Source organism: Bradyrhizobium prioriisuperbiae (assembly GCF_032397745.1).
Taxonomy (GTDB): domain Bacteria; phylum Pseudomonadota; class Alphaproteobacteria; order Rhizobiales; family Xanthobacteraceae; genus Bradyrhizobium_A; species Bradyrhizobium_A prioriisuperbiae.
This window is the reverse complement of sequence record NZ_CP135921.1, coordinates 181,032-199,622: the sequence shown is the minus strand read 5'-3', so window position 1 is coordinate 199,622 and position 18,591 is coordinate 181,032. Positions and strand designations below refer to the sequence as shown.

General features: G+C 63.0%; 20 protein-coding genes. 9 read left to right on the top strand and 11 right to left on the bottom strand.

The window, feature by feature from the left end; all coding sequences use genetic code 11:
- Nucleotides 1–3: 3 nt before the first annotated feature.
- The 5 genes from RS897_RS00950 to RS897_RS00930 all read right to left on the bottom strand — a co-directional run bounded on the left by RS897_RS00950 (nt 4) and on the right by RS897_RS00930 (nt 3,205).
- A complete protein-coding gene (locus RS897_RS00950; protein ID WP_425476422.1) occupies nt 4–1,317 on the bottom strand; it encodes an ABC transporter substrate-binding protein in 1,314 nt (437 codons plus the stop codon).
- Nucleotides 1,318–1,504: 187 nt separating this feature from the next.
- Nucleotides 1,505–1,699, bottom strand: coding sequence for a hypothetical protein (locus tag RS897_RS00945; protein WP_315834754.1), 195 nt, complete (start codon nt 1,697–1,699; stop codon nt 1,505–1,507).
- 234 nt (nt 1,700–1,933) lie between these two features.
- On the bottom strand, nt 1,934–2,422 hold the full coding sequence (locus RS897_RS00940) for a hypothetical protein (RefSeq protein ID WP_315834753.1): 489 nt from the start codon (nt 2,420–2,422) through the stop codon (nt 1,934–1,936).
- 27 nt (nt 2,423–2,449) lie between these two features.
- Entirely contained in the window at nt 2,450–2,893 is a 444-nt protein-coding gene (locus RS897_RS00935; protein ID WP_315834752.1) for a hypothetical protein, read from the bottom strand.
- 39 nt (nt 2,894–2,932) lie between these two features.
- A complete protein-coding gene (locus RS897_RS00930) occupies nt 2,933–3,205 on the bottom strand; it encodes a hypothetical protein (RefSeq protein ID WP_315834751.1) in 273 nt (90 codons plus the stop codon).
- Nucleotides 3,206–3,468: 263 nt separating this feature from the next.
- On the opposite strand from RS897_RS00930, the gene RS897_RS00925 reads away from it, so the two are divergent.
- The 8 genes from RS897_RS00925 to RS897_RS00890 all read left to right on the top strand — a co-directional run bounded on the left by RS897_RS00925 (nt 3,469) and on the right by RS897_RS00890 (nt 11,268).
- Nucleotides 3,469–4,179 carry a GntR family transcriptional regulator gene (locus RS897_RS00925; RefSeq protein WP_315834750.1) on the top strand — a complete coding sequence of 237 codons (711 nt, stop codon included), beginning with the start codon at nt 3,469–3,471 and terminating at the stop codon, nt 4,177–4,179.
- 193 nt (nt 4,180–4,372) lie between these two features.
- Nucleotides 4,373–4,651 (top strand): hypothetical protein, encoded by a 279-nt coding sequence (locus tag RS897_RS00920; RefSeq protein WP_315834749.1) that lies wholly within the window; start codon nt 4,373–4,375, stop codon nt 4,649–4,651.
- Nucleotides 4,648–4,938: a hypothetical protein gene (locus RS897_RS00915; RefSeq protein WP_315834748.1), complete on the top strand. Its 291-nt coding sequence runs from the start codon at nt 4,648–4,650 to the stop codon at nt 4,936–4,938. Before RS897_RS00920 ends, RS897_RS00915 begins: the two co-directional genes overlap by 4 nt.
- A gap of 293 nt (nt 4,939–5,231) precedes the next feature.
- A complete protein-coding gene (locus tag RS897_RS00910; RefSeq protein WP_315834747.1) occupies nt 5,232–6,116 on the top strand; it encodes a fumarylacetoacetate hydrolase family protein in 885 nt (294 codons plus the stop codon).
- A gap of 64 nt (nt 6,117–6,180) precedes the next feature.
- Entirely contained in the window at nt 6,181–7,803 is a 1,623-nt protein-coding gene (locus tag RS897_RS00905) for an FAD-dependent monooxygenase (protein ID WP_315834746.1), read from the top strand.
- The gene (locus RS897_RS00900) at nt 7,800–8,993 is read left to right on the top strand and encodes an FAD-dependent monooxygenase (RefSeq protein WP_315834745.1); all 1,194 of its coding nucleotides are present in this window, start codon (nt 7,800–7,802) and stop codon (nt 8,991–8,993) included. The genes RS897_RS00905 and RS897_RS00900 overlap by 4 nt, the downstream gene beginning before the upstream one ends.
- Nucleotides 8,994–9,059: 66 nt before the next feature.
- Complete coding sequence (locus tag RS897_RS00895; RefSeq protein WP_315834744.1) at nt 9,060–9,944, top strand: VOC family protein; 885 nt, start codon at nt 9,060–9,062, stop codon at nt 9,942–9,944.
- A 157-nt stretch (nt 9,945–10,101) separates the two neighbouring features.
- The gene (locus RS897_RS00890) at nt 10,102–11,268 is read left to right on the top strand and encodes an ABC transporter substrate-binding protein (RefSeq protein WP_315834743.1); all 1,167 of its coding nucleotides are present in this window, start codon (nt 10,102–10,104) and stop codon (nt 11,266–11,268) included.
- A gap of 107 nt (nt 11,269–11,375) precedes the next feature.
- Here the strand turns inward: RS897_RS00890 and RS897_RS00885 are convergent, their stop codons facing one another.
- The 4 genes from RS897_RS00885 to RS897_RS00870 form a co-directional block, all read right to left on the bottom strand.
- Nucleotides 11,376–11,738 (bottom strand): VOC family protein, encoded by a 363-nt coding sequence (locus tag RS897_RS00885; RefSeq protein WP_315834742.1) that lies wholly within the window; start codon nt 11,736–11,738, stop codon nt 11,376–11,378.
- Nucleotides 11,739–11,792: 54 nt separating this feature from the next.
- Nucleotides 11,793–13,016: an MFS transporter gene (locus RS897_RS00880; RefSeq protein ID WP_315834741.1), complete on the bottom strand. Its 1,224-nt coding sequence runs from the start codon at nt 13,014–13,016 to the stop codon at nt 11,793–11,795.
- Nucleotides 13,017–13,121: 105 nt separating this feature from the next.
- Nucleotides 13,122–13,994, bottom strand: coding sequence for a polysaccharide deacetylase family protein (locus RS897_RS00875; protein ID WP_315834740.1), 873 nt, complete (start codon nt 13,992–13,994; stop codon nt 13,122–13,124).
- Nucleotides 13,995–13,996: 2 nt separating this feature from the next.
- Nucleotides 13,997–14,704 carry a fumarylacetoacetate hydrolase family protein gene (locus RS897_RS00870; protein WP_315834739.1) on the bottom strand — a complete coding sequence of 236 codons (708 nt, stop codon included), beginning with the start codon at nt 14,702–14,704 and terminating at the stop codon, nt 13,997–13,999.
- Between the two features lie 222 nt (nt 14,705–14,926).
- On the opposite strand from RS897_RS00870, the gene RS897_RS00865 reads away from it, so the two are divergent.
- Nucleotides 14,927–15,679, top strand: coding sequence for a GntR family transcriptional regulator (locus tag RS897_RS00865; RefSeq protein WP_315834738.1), 753 nt, complete (start codon nt 14,927–14,929; stop codon nt 15,677–15,679).
- Here the strand turns inward: RS897_RS00865 and RS897_RS00860 are convergent, their stop codons facing one another.
- A complete protein-coding gene (locus RS897_RS00860; RefSeq protein WP_315834737.1) occupies nt 15,680–17,770 on the bottom strand; it encodes an acetate--CoA ligase family protein in 2,091 nt (696 codons plus the stop codon).
- Between the two features lie 21 nt (nt 17,771–17,791).
- On the bottom strand, nt 17,792–18,574 hold the full coding sequence (locus RS897_RS00855; RefSeq protein ID WP_315834736.1) for an enoyl-CoA hydratase/isomerase family protein: 783 nt from the start codon (nt 18,572–18,574) through the stop codon (nt 17,792–17,794).
- Between the last annotated feature and the right edge of the window lie 17 nt (nt 18,575–18,591).

Here is an 18,591-nt window from a genome sequence, read left to right as displayed (position 1 = left end):
TGATCAGCCGCGGGCCAGCACGGCGGTGCTGTCGATCACGAACTGTTTCCCGCCGTCGGTCGGCGCCAATTTGCCGAAGCCCACCAGCTCGTTGACCCGGCGCAGGATGGTCTGGATCTCGCCGGCGCCGCGCGGCGGCGGTGGCGGCAGCGGGCCGACCTTGTCGCTGATCAGGGTGATGTAGTCAGCCATGGTGCGGCCGAGTTCGTCGAGGGTCGGCGTCACCACCTTGCGCACCGCATCGGACGCGGGCACCCCGCGTTCGACGCCGAGCAGCTTGCCGGCTTCCAGATCGGCGACGAAGAAGCTGACCAGCTTGACGGCAGCCTCCTGCTGCTTGGACTGCGCGGAGACGCTCCACATCATCGCCGGCTTCAGGTAGCGACCGGGCTTGGCGCCCTTGCCGCCATTTGGATAGGTCGTCAGCCCGAGCTTGCTTTTGTTCAGCGCCTGGAAACCGACCAGTTGATTGGACTGATGGAAGCCCATCGCCGCCTTGCCCAAAGTGAGCATGCTCGAATCGATTTCGCCGCGGTCGAGCGCTTGCGTATCCGGCGCGGCACAGCCGCCGCGCTTGCGCAGGTCCTGCCAGAACGCGAACCACTCGGCGATGTCCTTGTCGTCAAAGCCGAGTTTGCCCTCGGTCGTATAGAGCGACTTGCCGCGCTGGCCCAGCCAGACTTCGAGCGCGGGTTCGTCCCGGCCCCCATCCGCGAGGCCGGTGAAGCGGTCGCGCTTGGCGGCTTTGCTGATCTCGACCGCGAGGTCCCCGATCTCGCTCCAGGCCATCTCCCAGCTCGGCTCTTTCAGGCCGAGCTTCTGGATCAGCTCCTTGTCATAAATCAATGCAGTGGAGTTGAGGCCGAGGCTGACGCCGTAGATCTTGCCGTCGACCTTGCCGCTGTCGATTGCGGCCGGGCTGAAGTCGCCGAGATTGAGCGCCGCGGGCTGATAGCCGTCGAGCGGCAACAGCGCGCCGCGCCGCGCGTACTCGAAGATGTAGCGGTAGTCCATCTGCAGCACATCGGCCGCATTGCGGCCGGCGGTTTGCGTAGCGAGCCGCGGCCAGTAGTCGGTCCATCCCAGCGATTCGCCGGTGACGGTCAGGCCGGCATTGGTCTGTTGATAGAGCGCGTTGACCTTGTTGGTCCGTTCGGCCCGCTCCTTCGAGCCCCACCAGAACATGCGCAGTCGCAGATCGGATTGCGCAAAGGCGGTTGATCCGCGCGTCGCCAGCGCACCTCCGAGCATGGAGGTCATCAGCAAACGACGTGAAAGCGCAGGAGCGCCCACGGTACGGCCCATGGCGTGCGTCATGGCGTCACCCTCCCTGTCGTTTTTCAAGGGGCTTTTGTGACAGCCCCTTTTGTCCGGTTTGGTTGCCCCGGATTTGACCGACAGGTTGCGCAACTTGTTGCGTTTTGACAAGAGCCGAAAGCAAGATGATATCAAGTCGGCCGAGGCGTCGGCCAACTCATCATGAGGGTTCCAGGAGTTTAGGGGATCAAGCCGCGCGTTTGTCGGCGAGTCTGTTCAGCAGATCGCAGGCCGCGCGCGCGTTTGTTTCCGAGAGGGAGAAAAGTTCGTCCGACCCCAGCCGGGCAAAGTCGTCGAGTTTGCAATCCCACACGATCCAATTGTTCGTCGGATCCTGAAAAATCTCAAACCGCGAATCACAGGACGACATCGGCACCTCCATGCTTGCTATTCTTTACGTAGCAACGCTGAAGATAGAGGATGGTTGCGATTTGTCATCCAATCACTTGTCCAAATAATGCCATTGTGAGGAAATCGCGCTGCGATACATCGCAAAAAAGAACCTCACGCCTAATTGCGTGCCACGCATAATCCCAAAAATGTCGCTGAATGGTTGCAAGGTCGTTGGGTTGAGCGCAGTGATTCGCCGTCAGTCGTGCCGCGATCGTTGCGCGTTTCAGCGGTGTCGTGCATTCCGGGCGCTTGGTCCAAACGACGCAACGGCTGGTCTCGGCACTGACGGCTCGATGTCGACGGCAGCAGCGAACGCGCGTTTGAGTCGCCGATCGTCGATTCGGGCAATGTGCCGTCGCAGCACATCGTCACAATCCGGCTGCGTCGGATCGGCGATAGCGCGGCAAAGTTTGGCGCTGGTCGCGTGGAAGAAGTGGAAAACCGGATCGTTCAAAGTTTGATCGGTCAATGTTCTTTCATCGGTGGTCGTTGCGCCGAGGCCGTCGAGGGCGCGGGCCGTCGCCATCACCTCCAGCCGGTCGGCGCGATCGCCGGTCACGGCGAGGCGAAGCAGCGCTAGCAGCCAAGCCCGCAGCGCCCTGGTGTGCCAATCGTTGCGCGCGTCGGCTGTGCCGAACAGCCGCCGCATCAACGTCGGCTGATCCGCGATCATGCCGGAAACCGGCACGGCGCCGGGCTTTGCGGAACTCATCTGACGGAACTCTTGATCTCGGACTATTCAGGCGGCGACGGCCACGAGCGCAGCGTCCTGCCGCCGCGCCGACAACAGAAGGCCATGCTGGCCGCGGACACCGGCATCGATCCGGAAGCCGAATTGTTCCAGGCGTGAGCGGACTTTCAGGCCACAACCGTTCTCAGTGGTATCGATCAGAACGGCGATGGTCGCGGCGGTGTCGAGATAATGCGAGATATCTTCGATCAGGGTCTCGAGCGCCTGATGCGAGTGGTGGCCGGCGATGATCCCGATCGCATGCTGAGCGCGCGCCACGGGGCAAGTGCCTGATGTTACGACCCGGAAGAAGCCGCGGCGCTGCAGCGCCACGCAGAGCTCGGGCGCACCGCTGCCGATGGTGATTGCACGGTGTGAAATCGACAGCTGCGTCAGCCCGATCACGGTATCGATCAGCTGTTGCTGGGCTTGTGCCGGAGTGAGCTGAAGCATTTTTGAACCTCGGAGCGCTGGCCAGAGGCCGCGCTGATATCACGCAACGCGCCGCAGGGGCGGTCCGGCATCGCTCACCGTCATGTCAGCCGACGGCTTCTGTGTCATGTCGAGCTCGAACGCGTCCGGTGCGGTGATGATGGCTTCAGGATGATGGCCATTTTCAAACAGTGCATAACGCACGGCTTCGGCGCGGTTGATGAACAGGCCGCCATAGAGGCCGTTCTGTTCCTGGGCTACCCAGCCGCCACGGCTGTTCCGGCCGATCAGGACGACGGTCGAGGTGCTAGAGGGAGGTTCGGTCTGTTTCATGACACTTTCCAATGCAGGGTCTGGTGCGCGAAGCGTTGGGCCATTGCCCTGAGTTCGCTTCGGTCCAAAAGGTGTCATTGCGGGTGTAGGAATTCGAGACGGGCGGGCCACGAACCTCATAAGGGAACCATAAAGGCCAGAGACGTTGTGGCGGACAGGATGGCGCACATCGGCTGATGCACATAAATCGATGATTTATCTGATTTGACTTTTTCATCGATTTTTCTCACTTTGGTGGCGTTATCCGCAACGCCGAGAGTTTCATGCCGCCAAGAAAACAAGCCGCCGCCGTCGAAGCCACGTCACGCGTCAGTACGACGCTCGCCTCCAGCATCGAGGAGCGGCTGCGGCGCGATCTGATCGCGGCGGTGTTCATGCCCGGTGAGAAACTCGCGATCGACGTGCTGCGGGAGAAGTACGGCGCCGGAGCAAGTCCAGTGCGGGAGGCGCTGAACCGGTTGTCTGCAGAAGGCTGGGTGGTGCTGTCGGATCAGCGCGGCTTTCGCGTGCCATCGGTGTCGGTCGATCAATTGGAAGAGCTGACCCGCACGCGCTGCCTGCTGAATGAGGTCACGCTGCGCGAATCCATAACGCGCGCCACTGAGGCGACCGATGAGGCCATCGTGCTGGCGCTGCATCGGTTGACGCAGACGCCGACGCATGTGACCGACGATGCGAGGCGGATCAATCCCGACTGGGAGGCGCGGCATCGTGCGTTCCATGCCAGCCTCATCGCCGCCTGCGGCTCGCGCTGGCTGATCGATTTCGATGCCATGCTGTTCGAGCAGGCGGCGCGTTATCGCGCGCTGTCGACCCGTTCCAAGATCAGCCGCGACGTGCAGAAGGAGCACAAGGGGATTGCCGATGCGGTGATTGCTCGCAATGTCTCGGAGGCGATCCGGCTGGCGAACGCGCACATCTCGCACACGTCCTCCCTGGTGACGCAGGTCACGCGCCGGCACGAAACGACCTGACGGACGCGGGACGGACTCTTATCGTTGCCTTTCTCAACGATGTACCTGTCGACCGCCAGTCGATAGCCCTCTTAGGGTAGCCGGGATCAGACCGTGAATCGTGCCAGCCAACTCTTCGGATGGCCGTTTTCGCATGTGTTCGGGAGGCAGCAAATGGACCTGCAAGCCGCTGATTTCCAGGCGCTTTTCATTAATGGAATTTCAGGCCAAAAATTGCTATATTATGAAGATGGACAAGCTGACTGCCTCCTCGACCGCTGAGCACATCCGGACACTCGCCCGGACGTATCAGGTCACCTACTCAGAAGGTCCAAATGATCGCTTGGCGCATCATATGTCGCGTCTAGCCGGGGATATGGTCGAGTTCGATGAGATCGAGCAACTGTTGATCGGATTGCAGCGCGCAAATCGGATCACACGCATCGAGATGATCCAACTTCAAGCCCGTTATCTGCACGAAGCCAAGCTGTGACGTTTGACCCGTTCGGCGACTTCGAAACGCGCGGCTACCTACAAAATCTTGCTCAAGAGAAGGATCCCGCCATCGTCAGACGGCTGGAACATGCCTCCTTTACGACGGGCATTGATGATGCTTTCGCGGCACTTCAAAGAAAGAAGGCCCTGACCTACGGTGACGTGCTCAGCGCTCACAAAACGCTCTTCGAAGCGATGTATCCGTGGGCCGGGCAGGATCGCACAAAGACGGCGCCCAGCATTGCCATAAAGCACCCCGACCGAGACATCTCGTATTTCGCTTAAGGCGTAAAGGCGGCTCGCCGCGATGCGGTTGCGACCCGCTCCGTACTTCTGGACTGCCAAAGCGTTTTCCAGCGAAGTGGAGACCGGTTCGCGTCAAGAACATGTCAAAACAGAACAACTAGAGCCCCGTTCCGATTCTATCGGAACGGAAAAGGCTCTAGCATGTCAGTCTCAGCCCGAGGCCAGTTGCTCCAGTGTTATGCCGCGCTCCAGGCCGGTTCGTTCGGTCGCCTCTTGAAAATCGATTTTTTATCATATAAACAAAAAACATCGATTTTATTGGAGGGGCAGTTATGCGGCTTGTGAGCTACGAACGGCACGCGAAACCCGCGCTGGGACTTCGCTCCTCCGAAGGGATCCTGCCGCTGGCCTATATCGTACCCGGCCTGCCGGATACGCTGCCGGCACTGCTTGCACTTGGCCCGTCGGTCATGGCGCAGATCGCGAAAGCTCATCGTGACGCGCCGCAAATCAAGGCCGTCGATGCTGGCGTCATCCGCCTGCTGCCGCCGATCACCCAGGCGGGAAAAATCCTTTGCCTCGGCCTGAACTATGCGGACCATGCCGCGGAATCGAAGCAGGCCCGCCCGGACTTCCCGGTGATCTTTCTGCGGGCCAACACGTCGCTGGTGGCCCATGGCCAGCCGATCGTGCGGCCGCTGCAGTCGTCGGCGCTGGATTTCGAGGGGGAATTGGTCGCCGTCATCGGCCGGACCGCGCGCCACGTCAAACGCGATGTCGCGCTTGAGCATATCGCCGGCTATTCCATCTTCAACGACGCCTCGATCCGCGATTATCAGCTGCGGACGCCGCAATGGACGGTCGGCAAGAATTTCGACGCCAGCGGTGCCTTCGGTCCGGACTTCGTCACCAGCGACGCGCTTCCTGCCGGTGCAGCGGGACTTGCGATCGAGACTCGCCTGAATGGCGCTGTGATGCAGAGCGCCAACACGAGCGACATGATTTTCGGCGTGGCGGAGACGGTGGAGCTTTTGTCTGCCTGCATGACCCTCGAGGTCGGCGACGTGCTGGTGATGGGAACGCCGGCTGGTGTCGGCGCGGCGCGCAAGCCGCCGGTCTGGATGAAACCAGGCGACGTCGTCGAGGTCATCATTGAAGATATCGGCACGCTCTCGAATCCGATTGTCGCCGAAGACGAACAAGCCCGCGCGGCTTGATGAGATAAATCAAGGCCGGCGCACAACCCGGTTATTTTCGGAGGCGCGTTGACAGGGAGCTCCGATGAAGACGACGCAGGTTCTGATCGCAGGCGGCGGCCCGGTGGGGCTGACACTGGCCAAGGTGCTGACCCAGTTCGGCATCAAGGTCATGGTGGTTGAGCGCAACGCCACCACGACGAAATATCCGAAAATGGATATTACCAACGGCCGCAGCATGGAGCTGTTCCGCAAGTTCGGCTTGGCAGACGAATTGCGCAAGTCGGCCGTGCCCGAGCAGCATCCGTTCGATGTCGCCTGGATCACGTCGCTCGCCGGGCATGAATTGCATCGCTTCCGCTATCCGAGCCCGGAGCAGTCCCGTGCGTTGATCCGCGCCACCAATGACGGCACACAGTCGCGCGAGCCGGCGATGCGGGTGTCACAGGTGGAGATCGAGCCGGTGCTGAAAAGGATGGCGGAAGCCCAGCCCGACGCCGATGTGCGGTTCGGCTGGACCTTCGAGGACTTCGAGCAGGACGATGCCGGCGTTACCGCGATCCTGCGCAATTCGGAAGATGACAACACCGAAACCGTGCGTTGCGACTATCTGATCGGTTGCGACGGCGGTGGCAGCCGTGTCCGCAAGCTTCTCGATATCGCGCTCGACGGCACGCCCCGGGTCGGCCTGTTCCAGATGGTTCATTTTCGCTCGACGGCGCGTGAGCTGCTGCAGCGCTGGGGCATCGCCTGGCATTATCAGTCGCCGTTCGGCACCATGATCGCGCAGAATGACAATGACATCTGGACCGTTCAGGCGCGGCAAGATCCGGCTTCGGCGCCGAATGGAATCGACCCGAGCGCTCTGTTGCAAAAGTTCGCGGGCGCGCCATTCGATCACACCGTGCTGATTTCCAACACCTGGACGCCGCATCTGCTGCTGGCGCAATCCTACGGCCGGCGGCGGGTGTTTCTTGCCGGCGATGCGGTCCACCAATACATTCCGACCGGCGGTTACGGCATGAACACCGGGATCGGCGACGCCGTCGATCTCGGCTGGAAACTGGCGGCGACCCTGAACGGCACCGGCGGTCCGGGCTTGCTCGCGTCCTATGAACACGAGCGTCGTCCCGTCGGCCTGCGTAACCGCGAGGCATCGGCGCGGCATACCGGGGTTCGCATCGAGATCATGCAGAGCTACCTGGCCGATCTCGAGTCCGACGTGCCGGTGAGTGCAGAGCGCCGTGCCGCCATTGGCGCGCGGGTCGCCGCACTCGGCAACGCCGAGAACGAAAGCTGGGGCGTCGAGTTCGGTTATGTCTATCACCGCTCTCCGATCGTCGCGGCCGAGCAGGGTGCGGAGCCGTCGCTGGATCCGGTACGTTATACGCCGACCACCATGCCCGGCGCGCGGCTGCCCAGCACGTTCCTGAGCGACGGCAGTGCGCTGTTCGACCGGCTGGGGCCGTGGTTCACGCTGATCGATTTCGGCGGGGCGGACACCGACAATTTCGTCGCGGCGGCGGCCAAAGCCCGAATTCCATTGCAGATCCTCAAGCTCAACGAACCGTCGCTTGAGCGGATCTACGGTCGCGATACGCTGCTGGTCCGGCCCGATCAGCACATCGCCTGGCGCGGGTCGCAACGGACGCGCGCGGACGCGGATCGGATCCTCGCTCGAGCGCTGGGATGGGAGGCTGCCGGATGAACGGCTTGAAGGTCACTGTGGTCGGTGGCGGCATCGGTGGCACCGCGGCTGCGTTGGCTTTGCTGCGTGCCGGCTGTGACGTCCACGTCTATGAACAGGTCGTCAACAAGACTGAGGTGGGAGCCGGCATTCAGCTGAGTCCCAACGCCACCCGGCTGCTGCATCGTTATGGTCTTGCAGACGCATTGCGCAACCGGGCCGTCAGGCCCTTGGGCATCGAAATCCGACGCTGGGATGACGGCCGGATTCTGGGGCGAGAGGACCTGGGAGACGCTGCCGAAAACGCATACGGTGCGCCGTATTATCACTTCCACCGTGCCGATCTGCTGTCGGTCCTGACGGCCGCACTGCCGGCGGAACGACTGCATGGCGGACGGCGCTGCATCGACGTGAGTCAGACTGCCACCGGTGCGCGCGCCGTCTTTGACGATGGCTCCGTCATCGACAGCGATGTGGTGGTGGGCGCCGACGGCATTCATTCAGCGGTGCGAAAGAGCCTGTTCGGCGATGAGCGTCCGCGGTTTTCCGGCAACGTCGCCTATCGCGGCCTTGCCCCTGTCGAGCGGCTGGCCCATCTCAATCTCAAGCATCAGACCACCAACTGGATGGGGCCGGGCGGACACTTCGTGCACTACTTCGTGTCCGGCGGCCGCTACATGAATTTCGTGGCGGTCACCGAGCAGGACAACTGGGATCGGGAGTCCTGGAACGACCGCGGCGATATCGCGGAAGCCAAACGGTATTATTCCGGCTGGCATCCCCAGGTGCACGAGATCCTCGGTGCCGTGGACGAAACCTTCAAATGGGCGCTGTTCGACCGCACCCCGCTGGCAAGCTGGAGCGTGGGGCGGGTGACGCTGCTTGGCGACGCCTGCCATCCGATGCTGCCTTATCTCGCACAAGGCGCGGCGCAATCGATCGAAGACGGGGCAACGCTTGCGCGGTGTTTGACGGACATCGCGTCCTCCGATGTGGAGAGGGCGCTCGTGACCTACGAAACCTGGCGCAAGCCGAGGACTGCGGCGATCCAACTGGCGGCGCGGGGCAACTCAACCTCGTTTCATCTGCCTGACGGCGCCGAACAACAGAAGCGGGACGCCCAGATGGCGGCCTGGAGCGGGCTGTCGCCCAGGCGTGCGTCGATTTTCGGCTTCGATGCCGAGCGGCTGGAGACAGCAGAATTCGTGTGATGTTTGCAAGCGCCGGCGCCGGGGAAAACCCGGATCGAACAGGCGCATCAAGAACAGGAGGACATTATGTCGAAAGCATTCCGGTTGGGTTTCATCGAACTTGGCACGCAACGCATCGAGCCCGAACTGAAATATTATACCGAAGTGATCGGTGCCAAAGTCACCGAGCGGGCGGCGGATGGTTCGACCTATCTCAGCCTGGGGCTCGACCATCACAACATTGCGCTCAAGGTTTCGGAAGAAGCCGGGCTGCGATGTTTCGGCCTGCAGGTGACGAACGAACGGTCGCTGGATGACTGGGCGACACGGATCAGGGATGTCGGCCTGACGCCGACGCTCAAGAGCGATGCGCGGCCGGGCGTGGCGAAACTCCTCGAAGTCACCGAGCCCGGCGGCCATGTGGTGCAGCTGTTCACCGAGATGAGTTTGCCGGCGCCGGGGTTTGGCACGCAGGGCGTGGTGCCCAACAAGCTAGGCCACATTGCCGTGATGTCGCCGGAAGCGCGGAAGTCGGTGCAGTTCTTCAGGGAGCTGCTTGGTTTCATCAAGACCGACGAACTCGACCTCGGCGCCACCTTCCTGACCTGCAACAGGGATCACCATGTGCTCAATGTGGTCGAGGCGCCGTTCCGGAAACTGCATCATGTCGCTTTTGAGCTGAAGGAGCGCAGTCATCATCACGATGCCGCCGATCTCCTGAGTACGCATGAGATTCCGATCGTCTGGGGACCGGCGCGCCACACCGCCGGCCACAATCTCGCATCCTACCATTTCGATCCCGATCGCGTGCTGGTCGAGTTTTATGCCGATATGGACATCTACATTGCCGAGCTCGGCTGGTTCGAGCCACGGCCCTGGCATGAAACGCTGCCGCTGAGACCGCAATTATGGGATCGCGCCACGCTCACCACCTGGGGCACCAAATACGACTTCGATTTCCGCGAGGCGTAACCGCAGCGGACGCCGAGCGCGGCTCTGAGCCTCGTCATCGGACTGACATCGCGCAAGCCGGCCGGCTCCGAGAGCTGGTCGAGCGCCGGCGTGCGCCATCACATAAGGAGTGCGAGACGTGAAAGCCGCATTGTCCCTGTTTGTCCTGGTTTGTTGCTTGACCTCTTCCGTGGCGATGGCCGGTCCAAGCTACGGCCCCGGTGTCACCGACACCGAAATCAAGCTCGGGCAAACGCTGCCCTACAGTGGCCCGGGATCCGCGATCGGGATTCCGACCGCGGGCGGCACGGCCGCACTGTTGCGACGGGTGAACGAGGCGGGTGGCATCAACGGCCGGAAGATCAACCTGATCTCGCTCGACGATGGCTTGAGTCCGCCCAAGACGGTTGAGCAAACCCGCCGGCTGGTGGAAGCCGATGAGGTCCTTGCCATTGTCGGATCGCTGGGAAGCGCGCCGAACACCGCGACACAGAAATACCTCAACAGCAAAAAAGTGCCGCAGCTGTTCGTGATGTCCGGATCGTCACGCTTTCTCGCGCCGAAGGAGTTTCCGTGGACCATGCCGTGGCCGGTGTCCGCGGAGCGCGTCGGCGAAGCCTATGGCCGTTACATCCGGCAAGCGAAGCCGCAGGCCAGGGTCGCCATTGTCTACCAGAACGACGAGTACGGCCGTGAAGGTGAGAAGGGCATTCGCAAGGGGCTCGGCTCGGACGCCGACAGGCTGATCGTCGCGGAGCGGACCTATGATGTGACCGACCCAACCCTCGATTCCCAGATCGTCAGCCTGCGGGCCAGCGACGCCGACGTGTTGTTCCATGTCAGCATCTCGAAGTTCGCGGCGCAGGGGTTGCGCAAGGTGTCGGAGCTGTCCTGGCAGCCGGTCCAGTTCGTCGATGTCCCGTCGGCGTCGATCGCCGCGACGTTCAAGCCCGTGGGGCTGGAGAAAGCGATCGGGGTGATTTCAGCGACCTACTTCAAGGATCCGCGCGATCCGGCGTGGAAGGACGATCCCGGTGTCGCGGAGTACATGTCGACCATGAAGACTTACGCGCCTGAGGCTGATCCGTTCGATACCAATGCGCTGTTCGGTTATTCGGTCGCCCAGTCACTTGTGGCCGTGCTGCGCCAGTGTGGCGACGATCTCACCCGCGAAAACCTGATGCGGCAGGCGACGGATCTCAAACAGGTGCCGCTGTCCCTGCTGCTGCCCGGCATCACGCTGAACACAACGAAAGACGATTATGCCCCGATCAAGCAGCTGCGCCTGATGCGTTTCAACGGCACGAGCTGGGATTCGTTCGGCGAGATCATGACCATTCATTAGAGCGTTTTCCAGCGAAGTGGACACCGGTTCGCGTCAAGAAAACGCGTCAAAACAAGAATCTAGAGCCCCGTTCCGATTCTATCGGAACGGAAATGGCTCTAAGCTGGTCAAAACCATCCGGCTTCGTTCGGATCGCGGTATTGCATCAATTCGATCAGCGCGTCGCCGATCTCGATGAAGGCCACCTTGACGAACCCTGTGCCGGACGGATCGAACGGCGGCTGCACCACGGTGTGGCCGGCCAGGGCACGTTCCATGTCATCGGTCCGATAAGCCACATGGGGTTTCGACTTGAGCGCCAGCGGCGCCGGACTATCCGGTGCGTACCGCAGAAATTCGACATGGAATGGATGCTTGCGCGGGTTGGTAACCCAGAGACGATTGGTCTCGACCCAGGTCTCATTGGCCTGGGGCTGGTCGGTGATCAGGCCGATATGGTCGAACGCGGCGCGGGCTGGAACGAAGCTCAAGGGGCACTCCTGCTTCTCTCAACTGATTGATCGGCGACGTCGCTTGCCGTGGCGTCAGGTGCGCGACATCAGCTCGGGACGGATGGCAAGGCTGAGGGCCGCGCCGATAGCCGACAGCGCCGTGATCTGGATCAAGCCGGCGTGGCTCCAACCGGTCAGGTTGGCCAGGAAACCGATCAGGTAGCCGGCGAGGGCCGCCGCGCCATATAGACTGGTGACGAACATGCCGGAGGCGCGGCCGGCGAGTGACGCATTCACCGCCTTGACATGCGCGCCGGCCAGATTGACGTAGATGGTGCCGCTGACAATGAAGCCCCAGGCGAACGACAGTATCGCCTGCACCGCAAAGCTCTGCGAAGTGGAGAACAGCAGATAGCCGAGCATGGCGGCGCCGAGGAAGGCCAGCCCCAGCACGGCGCGCTGCGAGAAACGGTCGCCGAGCCAGCCGCCGATCAGCGAGCACAGCACGCCAATGCCGTAGATGCTCATGATGCGTCCGGTGTCGGCTGGCGAGAAATGCAGTTGCTCGCGCAGGAAGGTCGGATACATGCCGAGATAGCCGTAGATGATCAGGCCGCCGATCAGGCTGAGAATGGTGAGGATCACGGTGTTGCGGTTGAACAGCGTCAGGGCGCCGCCGCTCAGCCGTTCGCTGCCGCTGCGCCCCTGCACCTCGGTCAGTTGTGGGCGCACGGCCACCGCGATCACAGCCATCGCAACGAAACCGATCGCGCCGAACAGGATGATCGGGCCGCGCCAGCTGCCATAGGCACCGAGTGCGACGCTTGCCAGTAGCGGCCCGATGATGGCGCCGACACCGAACGAAGCATTGATCGATCCCACCGCGACGGCGCGAAAATTCACGAAAGATGTGGTGGCGATCGCGATCAGCGCGGTGAGCTGCATGGCTTCGCCGATTCCGGTGGCGGCGCGGTAGATCAGCATGTCGGCCATGCTGGTGGCAAAGGCGGTCAGCACGGTGCCGACCGAAAAGATCGCAATACCGATCTGCAGCACAGTCTTGCGGGTGAATCTTGCAAGCAGGGCGCCGGTCGGCCAGCCGGCGATCGCCATGCCGAGTGTGAAGATGGTGGACAACAGCCCGGTATCGGCGAGCGAGAAGCCGTACTCCTTGCGCACGTCGGCGGCGAGCAACGGGAAGATCTGCCGGTCCATTGCATTGATGACATAGGAGGCCAGCAGCACAATAAACATCGCCAGCATCAGGCCGCTGGTGGATCGGCTATGGTCGGACAGAGTCCTGGTCTCGGTGGTCATGGCAAATCCTCCCCGATCGCGTGGATCGTTGTTGTCTTTCTTGATGACATGCGCGAGGCGGAGGTATTCCGGTCACGCGCCGCGGATTTTCTTGCAGAGCCTGTGTCAGGGCTTCGATGCTGTGCGATACCAGTCCAGAATTTCTTCGCCGGTGCGGAACGTTACCTCGGGCTTGCCGGCGATGTGTTCGAGCGCTTCGCGGAGGTAGCGCAGGCGGTGCGGCGCGCCCATGATGTAGGGATGCACGACCAGCGCCATGACGCGGGCCGACTCGCGGGCGTCGGCGTAAAGCTGTTCAAACTGGTCGATGGCGCGATCGCGATATTCAGACGCCTTGTGATGCTGGATCAGCATCATGGCGACGTCGTTGCATTCCTGGGTGTAGGGAATGTTGACAATGGACCCGGTGCGCGTTTTCAGCACCACCGGCTGGTCATCGAGCACCCAGTCGCAGACATAATCATAGCCCTCCTCCAGCAGGATGTCGGGCGTCTCCCAGGTCTCGGTGAGGCCCGGCCCGAGCCAGCCGCGCGGAGGACGGCCGACATAGTCGGCGATGGCTTTTGATGTGCGCACGATGTCCTCGCGCTCGTTCGCCACCTTCTGCATGTTCTTTTGCGAGAAACCGTGGCCGATGAACTCCCAGCCGCGGTCTCGGGCGGCGCGGGCGATCGGCTCGTAGGCTGCGATCGCCGAGCCATTGATAGCCAGCGCCGCCTTGATCTTCAGTGTGTCGAACACCTCGAGCATGCGCCAGAAACCGACGCGATTGCCGTATTCGTGCCAGGCCCAGTTCGGAATGTCCGGGCTTGGCGAGCCGCCTGCCGGCGGCGTCAGCACGGTCCGCGGCATGGTTTCCTTCGCGTCCCATTCCTCGACATTGACGATGACCCACACCGCAAGGCGCGCATCGCCGGGAAGCTTCAACGGTGGCCGTTCGGTGATCGGGGAATACGACAGGCGCTCAGTGGGGCGCATGATCAGATCCTTTCGCCGATGATGAAGCTGATGTCGCCGAGGCCATCGATACTGCCGACCATATGATCGCCCGGCACCACGGGCCCGACCCCGGCCGGGGTTCCGGTGAAAATCAGGTCGCCGGTGTGCAACGCATAGTGAAACGACAGGTTGGCGACGATCTCGGCCACGTTCCAGATCATCTGCGCGACATCGCCGCGCTGCCGGAGAGCGCCGTTGACGGTCAGCGAAATGTTTCCGGACCCGATGTGGCCCACGCGATCCACCGGATGGATCGGCCCGCAAGGCGCGGAGCGGTCGAACGACTTGCCGATTTCCCAGGGCAGGCCGCGTTCGCGCGCCTCGCGCTGGCGGTCGCGGCGGGTCATGTCGATGCCAACAGCATAACCGCAGACATGATCGAGCGCTTCTGTGGGCGCGATGCGTTGGCCGCCTCGACCGATGGCCGCGACCAGCTCGATTTCGTGCTGGAAGTCGTCGGTCAGCAATGGGTAGGGCACGACGTCGCCATTCAACACGATGGCATCGGTCGGCTTCTGGAAGAAGAAGGGCGGATCGCGCTCGTCCCCCTCCTTCATCTCGCGGATGTGGTCGACATAGTTGCGGCCGACGCAATAGATGCGGCGTACCTCGAACAACGACTCGGTCCCGACAACGGGCAGGCTGATCGATGATGGCGCGGCGTCGCGCGCGATCCGGGACAGGAGCATCCGGCAGTCCTCTCTCTAGCGGTGTCAGTCGGGCTGGCATCCCGGCTGTCTCCTCATTAAAGTGAGTACACTTGTGCGTTGTCAATGGTAAAGTGTGTACAATAATTGGCTTAAGACGGCCCACATGGTGGTTTCGAGGTCGGCTATCCACCGGAAATGGCGCGATTTCTGTCGTGATCGACAGCCCATTCGAATCGAAATATGTACACACTTGAGAAAATGATGACCGAAGATCCGGCTTTCGGCCCCGAACAGCGCAGCGCATCGACGCAGTCCCGGCTTCTGGCCGAGCGGCTGCGGCAATCGCTGCTCGATGGCGCGTTCGCCGCCGGCAGCCGTCTCAATGAAGTGCATCTGGCGCGCACACTCTTGGTCTCGCGCACTCCGTTGCGCGCCGCCCTGCAGACGCTGGCTGGTGAAGGGCTGTTGCATCACACGCCGAACTGCGGCTTCACCGTGCCGGAGCAGTCGCTCACCGCGATCGTCGATGCCTATGAAATGCGGGCGCTGGCGGAAGGCCTCGCCGCGCGTTTCGCCGCCGAGCGCGGCCTGAGCGACGAGATGCGCCTGCGTATGGAGGCCGCACTTGTCGCCGGGGAGAAGGCGCTTGCTGACGACACCGCGGAAGACGCGCGCCGCGGATTTTACGCCGAAGCCAATGAGGCGTTTCACGGCGTCATTCACGAGGCCGCGCAGTCGCAACTGGTTGCCGACGTGCTGCGGATCTGCCAGCGTGTGCCCCAGACGTCAGCGCACAACATCGTGGCCTTCGACCTGGATGACGTGCGGCAGCGCCATGCGGCGCACCGCAAGATCTATGAGGCGATCATTTGCCGCGAGCCGCGGGAGGCGGAGCAACTGATGCGCCAGCACGTCCTCGCCGTGAAGCTGTCGATGGCGCGCTGGTTCAGTCTGCGCGACACCGAGGCGGCTCCCGTTCAGCCGCGGACGCGAAAGTCCGCCGCCCGGCGCTGATCACACGACCACCACAGCGTCGGCCGCCACCACGCCGCGCCCCTTCGGCAGCACGAACAGCGGATTGATTTCCGCTTCCGACAGCCTGTCACTGAGACGTTCAATCATGTGGGAGAATGCGACAATGGCGTCGGCCAGTGCGTCGGTGTCGGCGATCGGACGGCCGCGAAAGCCGTTGAGCAGCGGCGCGGACTTCAGTTCACCGATCATGGTTTCGGCATCATGCCGGCTGACGGGAACAAGGCGCATCGCGGTGTCCCTGAACAGTTCGGTGGCGACGCCCCCCATGCCGAGCAGCACGCACGGCCCGAGCTGAGGATCGCGGGCCAGGCCAAGAATGAGTTCGACGCCGCCTTCGACCTGCTCTTGCACCAGGAAACCCTCGGGCGCCTGCGCCGTGGCGCTGGTGAACATCCGCGCCATCCGTGCGCAGGTGGCGGCCGCCGCATGCGGCGGCACGTCGAGCGCGACGCCGCCCGCTTCAGTCTTGTGCAGCACCGCGCGCGACAGGATCTTCACCACGACATTGCCGCCGAACGTTTGTGCGGCGGTTTCCGCTGCTTCCGGTGTGTCCGCGACAATCTCTCGCGTCACCGGAAGACCGAACTTCGCGAACAAGGCCTTGCTTTCGGCCTCGTTGAGCGGGCCGGGATTCAGATCGATCGCGATCTCCGCATTATCGCGCGATGGTTCTGCAAGTGCCTCGCGGGTCTCGGTCGCGATGGCGTGTTGCGCAAACCACATCGCTGCGAGCGCAGCGGCGCAGCTTTCCGGCGCGGCGAAGGCGGGGATGCCGGCTTCGTTGAGCTTGCGCACGATTAACGGCGCATCGGGGCTGACATAGGCGATGATCGGCTTGGTGCTGGTGCCAGCGCAATCGAGCAAAGGCTGTATCGCCCGGTCCGGATCGTTGGCGGATGATGAGCCCAGCACCACGGCGACAGCATCATAGCCCGGGCTGTCGAGCACCTGCGCAATCACGCTGCGGAACACTGTTGGCTTCGCGCCGGCCAAGGTGAGATCAATCGGGTTGCTGTCCAGAATGGCGCCGGCGACGCCGAGTTCGGTCAAAACTTGCGTGGTGGCGGCATCCGGGGCCGGTGTCGCGAATCCGGTAAGACCGGCGGCGTCGGCGACGAGGCCGGCGGCGCCGCCGGTGGAGGTGACGATCGCAAGGCGGCGTCCCGCGAGTCGCCGTCCACAGCTAAGCGCCAGCGGCAAGTCGAGGAGATCGGAAAATCGCTCGGCGCGGATGATGCCGTACTGCCTGAACAGGGCGTCGTAAGCCGCATCCGAGCCGGCCAGCGCGCCGGTGTGGGACATTGCGGCCCGTACGCCGGCGTCGGACCGGCCGACCTTGAAGACGACAATCGGCTTGCCGGCGCGCGCTGCGCGTTGCGCCGCGTGACGAAAGGCCAGTGGCCGCCGCAGCCCCTCGAGATAAAGCGCGATGACACGTGTCGCCGGATCGTCGACCAGATGGTCGAGCACGGCCGCGACATCAAGATCTGCCTCGTTGCCGGTGGCGATCAGTTTGGAAAAGCCGAGGCCGCGCGCGGCGGCGCGTGACAGCAGCGAGCCGAGGATGCCGCCACTCTGCGAGATCAGCGCCACATTGCCGGCGCGCAGCGTCTCGCCTTCGAGTGTGGCGCTGGCGGACAGCGGAATGCCATCGGTCAGGTTGATGAGACCGATGGTGTTCGGCCCGAGCAGCCGCATCGATCCCGCGGCCTCGATCAATTCGCGCTGCCGCTGCACGCCCTCGGGACCACTTTCTCCGAAGCCGCCGGCGAGGATAATCGCTGCCGCCGTGCCGCGGGCACTGAGCTGCTTCACCGCATCGATGACGCGGTCGGAGCCGACGAGCACCAGCGCGACGTCGGGGGCTTCCGGCAGCGAGGTCGGATCCGGATAGCAGCGCCGGTCGCCGATCATCTGCTCACGCGGGTTGATCGGATAGACCGGGTGCGGATAACGGTAACCGTCCAGATAGGCGAGCGGCCGTCCCGTGAGCTTGGTCGGATCGGACGACGCACCGACAATGGCGATGCTGCGCGGTGTGATCAGGCGGTCGAGGGCGGTTCGGGTCACGTCAGATCTCCTGCTGGCATCTTACCGTGCCGTCTTGTCCAGAAAGGCTGCGACCGCGTCCTGGTGTTCCGCGGTGGTGTAGCAGATCGCCTGCGCCTCGCGTCCCAGTGCGAACAGCTGTTCTTCGGGGGTCTCGAAGGTGCGATCAAGAATGGCTTTGGACAATGCGAGCGCCGCGGCCGAGCCGCGGCTGAGGTCGTGCGCCCAGGCGCAGGCCTCCTGAACGAGCCTGTCCGCGGGACTGACGCGATCGGCGAGGCCGATCGTCAACGCTTCCTGCGCCTCGACGGTGCGGCCTGAGAAGATCAGTTCCTTGGCGCGCGGCAGGCCGACACGCCGGGGCAAAAAATAGAGACCGCCGCCATCGGATACGAGGCCGCGGCGGATGAAACTCATGCTGAAGGACGCCGCGTCGGACGCCACGATGAAATCGCAGGCCAGCGCCATGTCGCAGCCGAGTCCTGTGGCGGCGCCGTTCACCGCGGCGATGGTCGGCTTCGGCAGGCCATGCAGTGCGGCCACGCTCTGGTGGGTGCGCCGCTGCCGGCGCCAGCCGTTGAATGCGACCTGGCCGGGGGCGGCTTGCAGGCGCTGCTTCATGCCGGAGATGTCGCCGCCGGAGCAGAACGCCTTGCCTTCGCCGGTCAGCACCAGCGCGCGCACCGCATCGTCGTTGGCGGCGCGATCAAGAGCGGCCATCAATTCACCGCGCATGGCGTCATCGATGGCGTTGCGCACCTGCGGCCTGTTGAGGGTGAGAACCGCGATGGAGTTCTCGACGGTGAGTTTGACGAGATCGGTCATGATCATGTTCCGCTGAT

Excerpts from the sequence above, each read along its gene's own strand:
- RS897_RS00855 (WP_315834736.1), bottom strand. The coding sequence starts at position 18,574 with ATGACCGATCTCGTCAAACTCACCGTCGAGAACTCCATCGCGGTTCTC.
- RS897_RS00865 (WP_315834738.1), top strand. The coding sequence starts at position 14,927 with ATGACCGAAGATCCGGCTTTCGGCCCCGAACAGCGCAGCGCATCGACG.
- RS897_RS00900 (WP_315834745.1), top strand. The coding sequence starts at position 7,800 with ATGAACGGCTTGAAGGTCACTGTGGTCGGTGGCGGCATCGGTGGCACC.
- RS897_RS00920 (WP_315834749.1), top strand. The coding sequence starts at position 4,373 with ATGGAATTTCAGGCCAAAAATTGCTATATTATGAAGATGGACAAGCTG.
- RS897_RS00910 (WP_315834747.1), top strand. The coding sequence starts at position 5,232 with ATGCGGCTTGTGAGCTACGAACGGCACGCGAAACCCGCGCTGGGACTT.
- RS897_RS00925 (WP_315834750.1), top strand. The coding sequence starts at position 3,469 with ATGCCGCCAAGAAAACAAGCCGCCGCCGTCGAAGCCACGTCACGCGTC.
- RS897_RS00935 (WP_315834752.1), bottom strand. The coding sequence starts at position 2,893 with ATGCTTCAGCTCACTCCGGCACAAGCCCAGCAACAGCTGATCGATACC.
- RS897_RS00875 (WP_315834740.1), bottom strand. The coding sequence starts at position 13,994 with ATGCGCCCCACTGAGCGCCTGTCGTATTCCCCGATCACCGAACGGCCA.
- RS897_RS00945 (WP_315834754.1), bottom strand. The coding sequence starts at position 1,699 with ATGGAGGTGCCGATGTCGTCCTGTGATTCGCGGTTTGAGATTTTTCAG.
- RS897_RS00940 (WP_315834753.1), bottom strand. The coding sequence starts at position 2,422 with ATGAGTTCCGCAAAGCCCGGCGCCGTGCCGGTTTCCGGCATGATCGCG.
- RS897_RS00880 (WP_315834741.1), bottom strand. The coding sequence starts at position 13,016 with ATGACCACCGAGACCAGGACTCTGTCCGACCATAGCCGATCCACCAGC.
- RS897_RS00950 (WP_425476422.1), bottom strand. The coding sequence starts at position 1,317 with ATGACGCACGCCATGGGCCGTACCGTGGGCGCTCCTGCGCTTTCACGT.
- RS897_RS00895 (WP_315834744.1), top strand. The coding sequence starts at position 9,060 with ATGTCGAAAGCATTCCGGTTGGGTTTCATCGAACTTGGCACGCAACGC.
- RS897_RS00870 (WP_315834739.1), bottom strand. The coding sequence starts at position 14,704 with ATGCTCCTGTCCCGGATCGCGCGCGACGCCGCGCCATCATCGATCAGC.
- RS897_RS00905 (WP_315834746.1), top strand. The coding sequence starts at position 6,181 with ATGAAGACGACGCAGGTTCTGATCGCAGGCGGCGGCCCGGTGGGGCTG.
- RS897_RS00930 (WP_315834751.1), bottom strand. The coding sequence starts at position 3,205 with ATGAAACAGACCGAACCTCCCTCTAGCACCTCGACCGTCGTCCTGATC.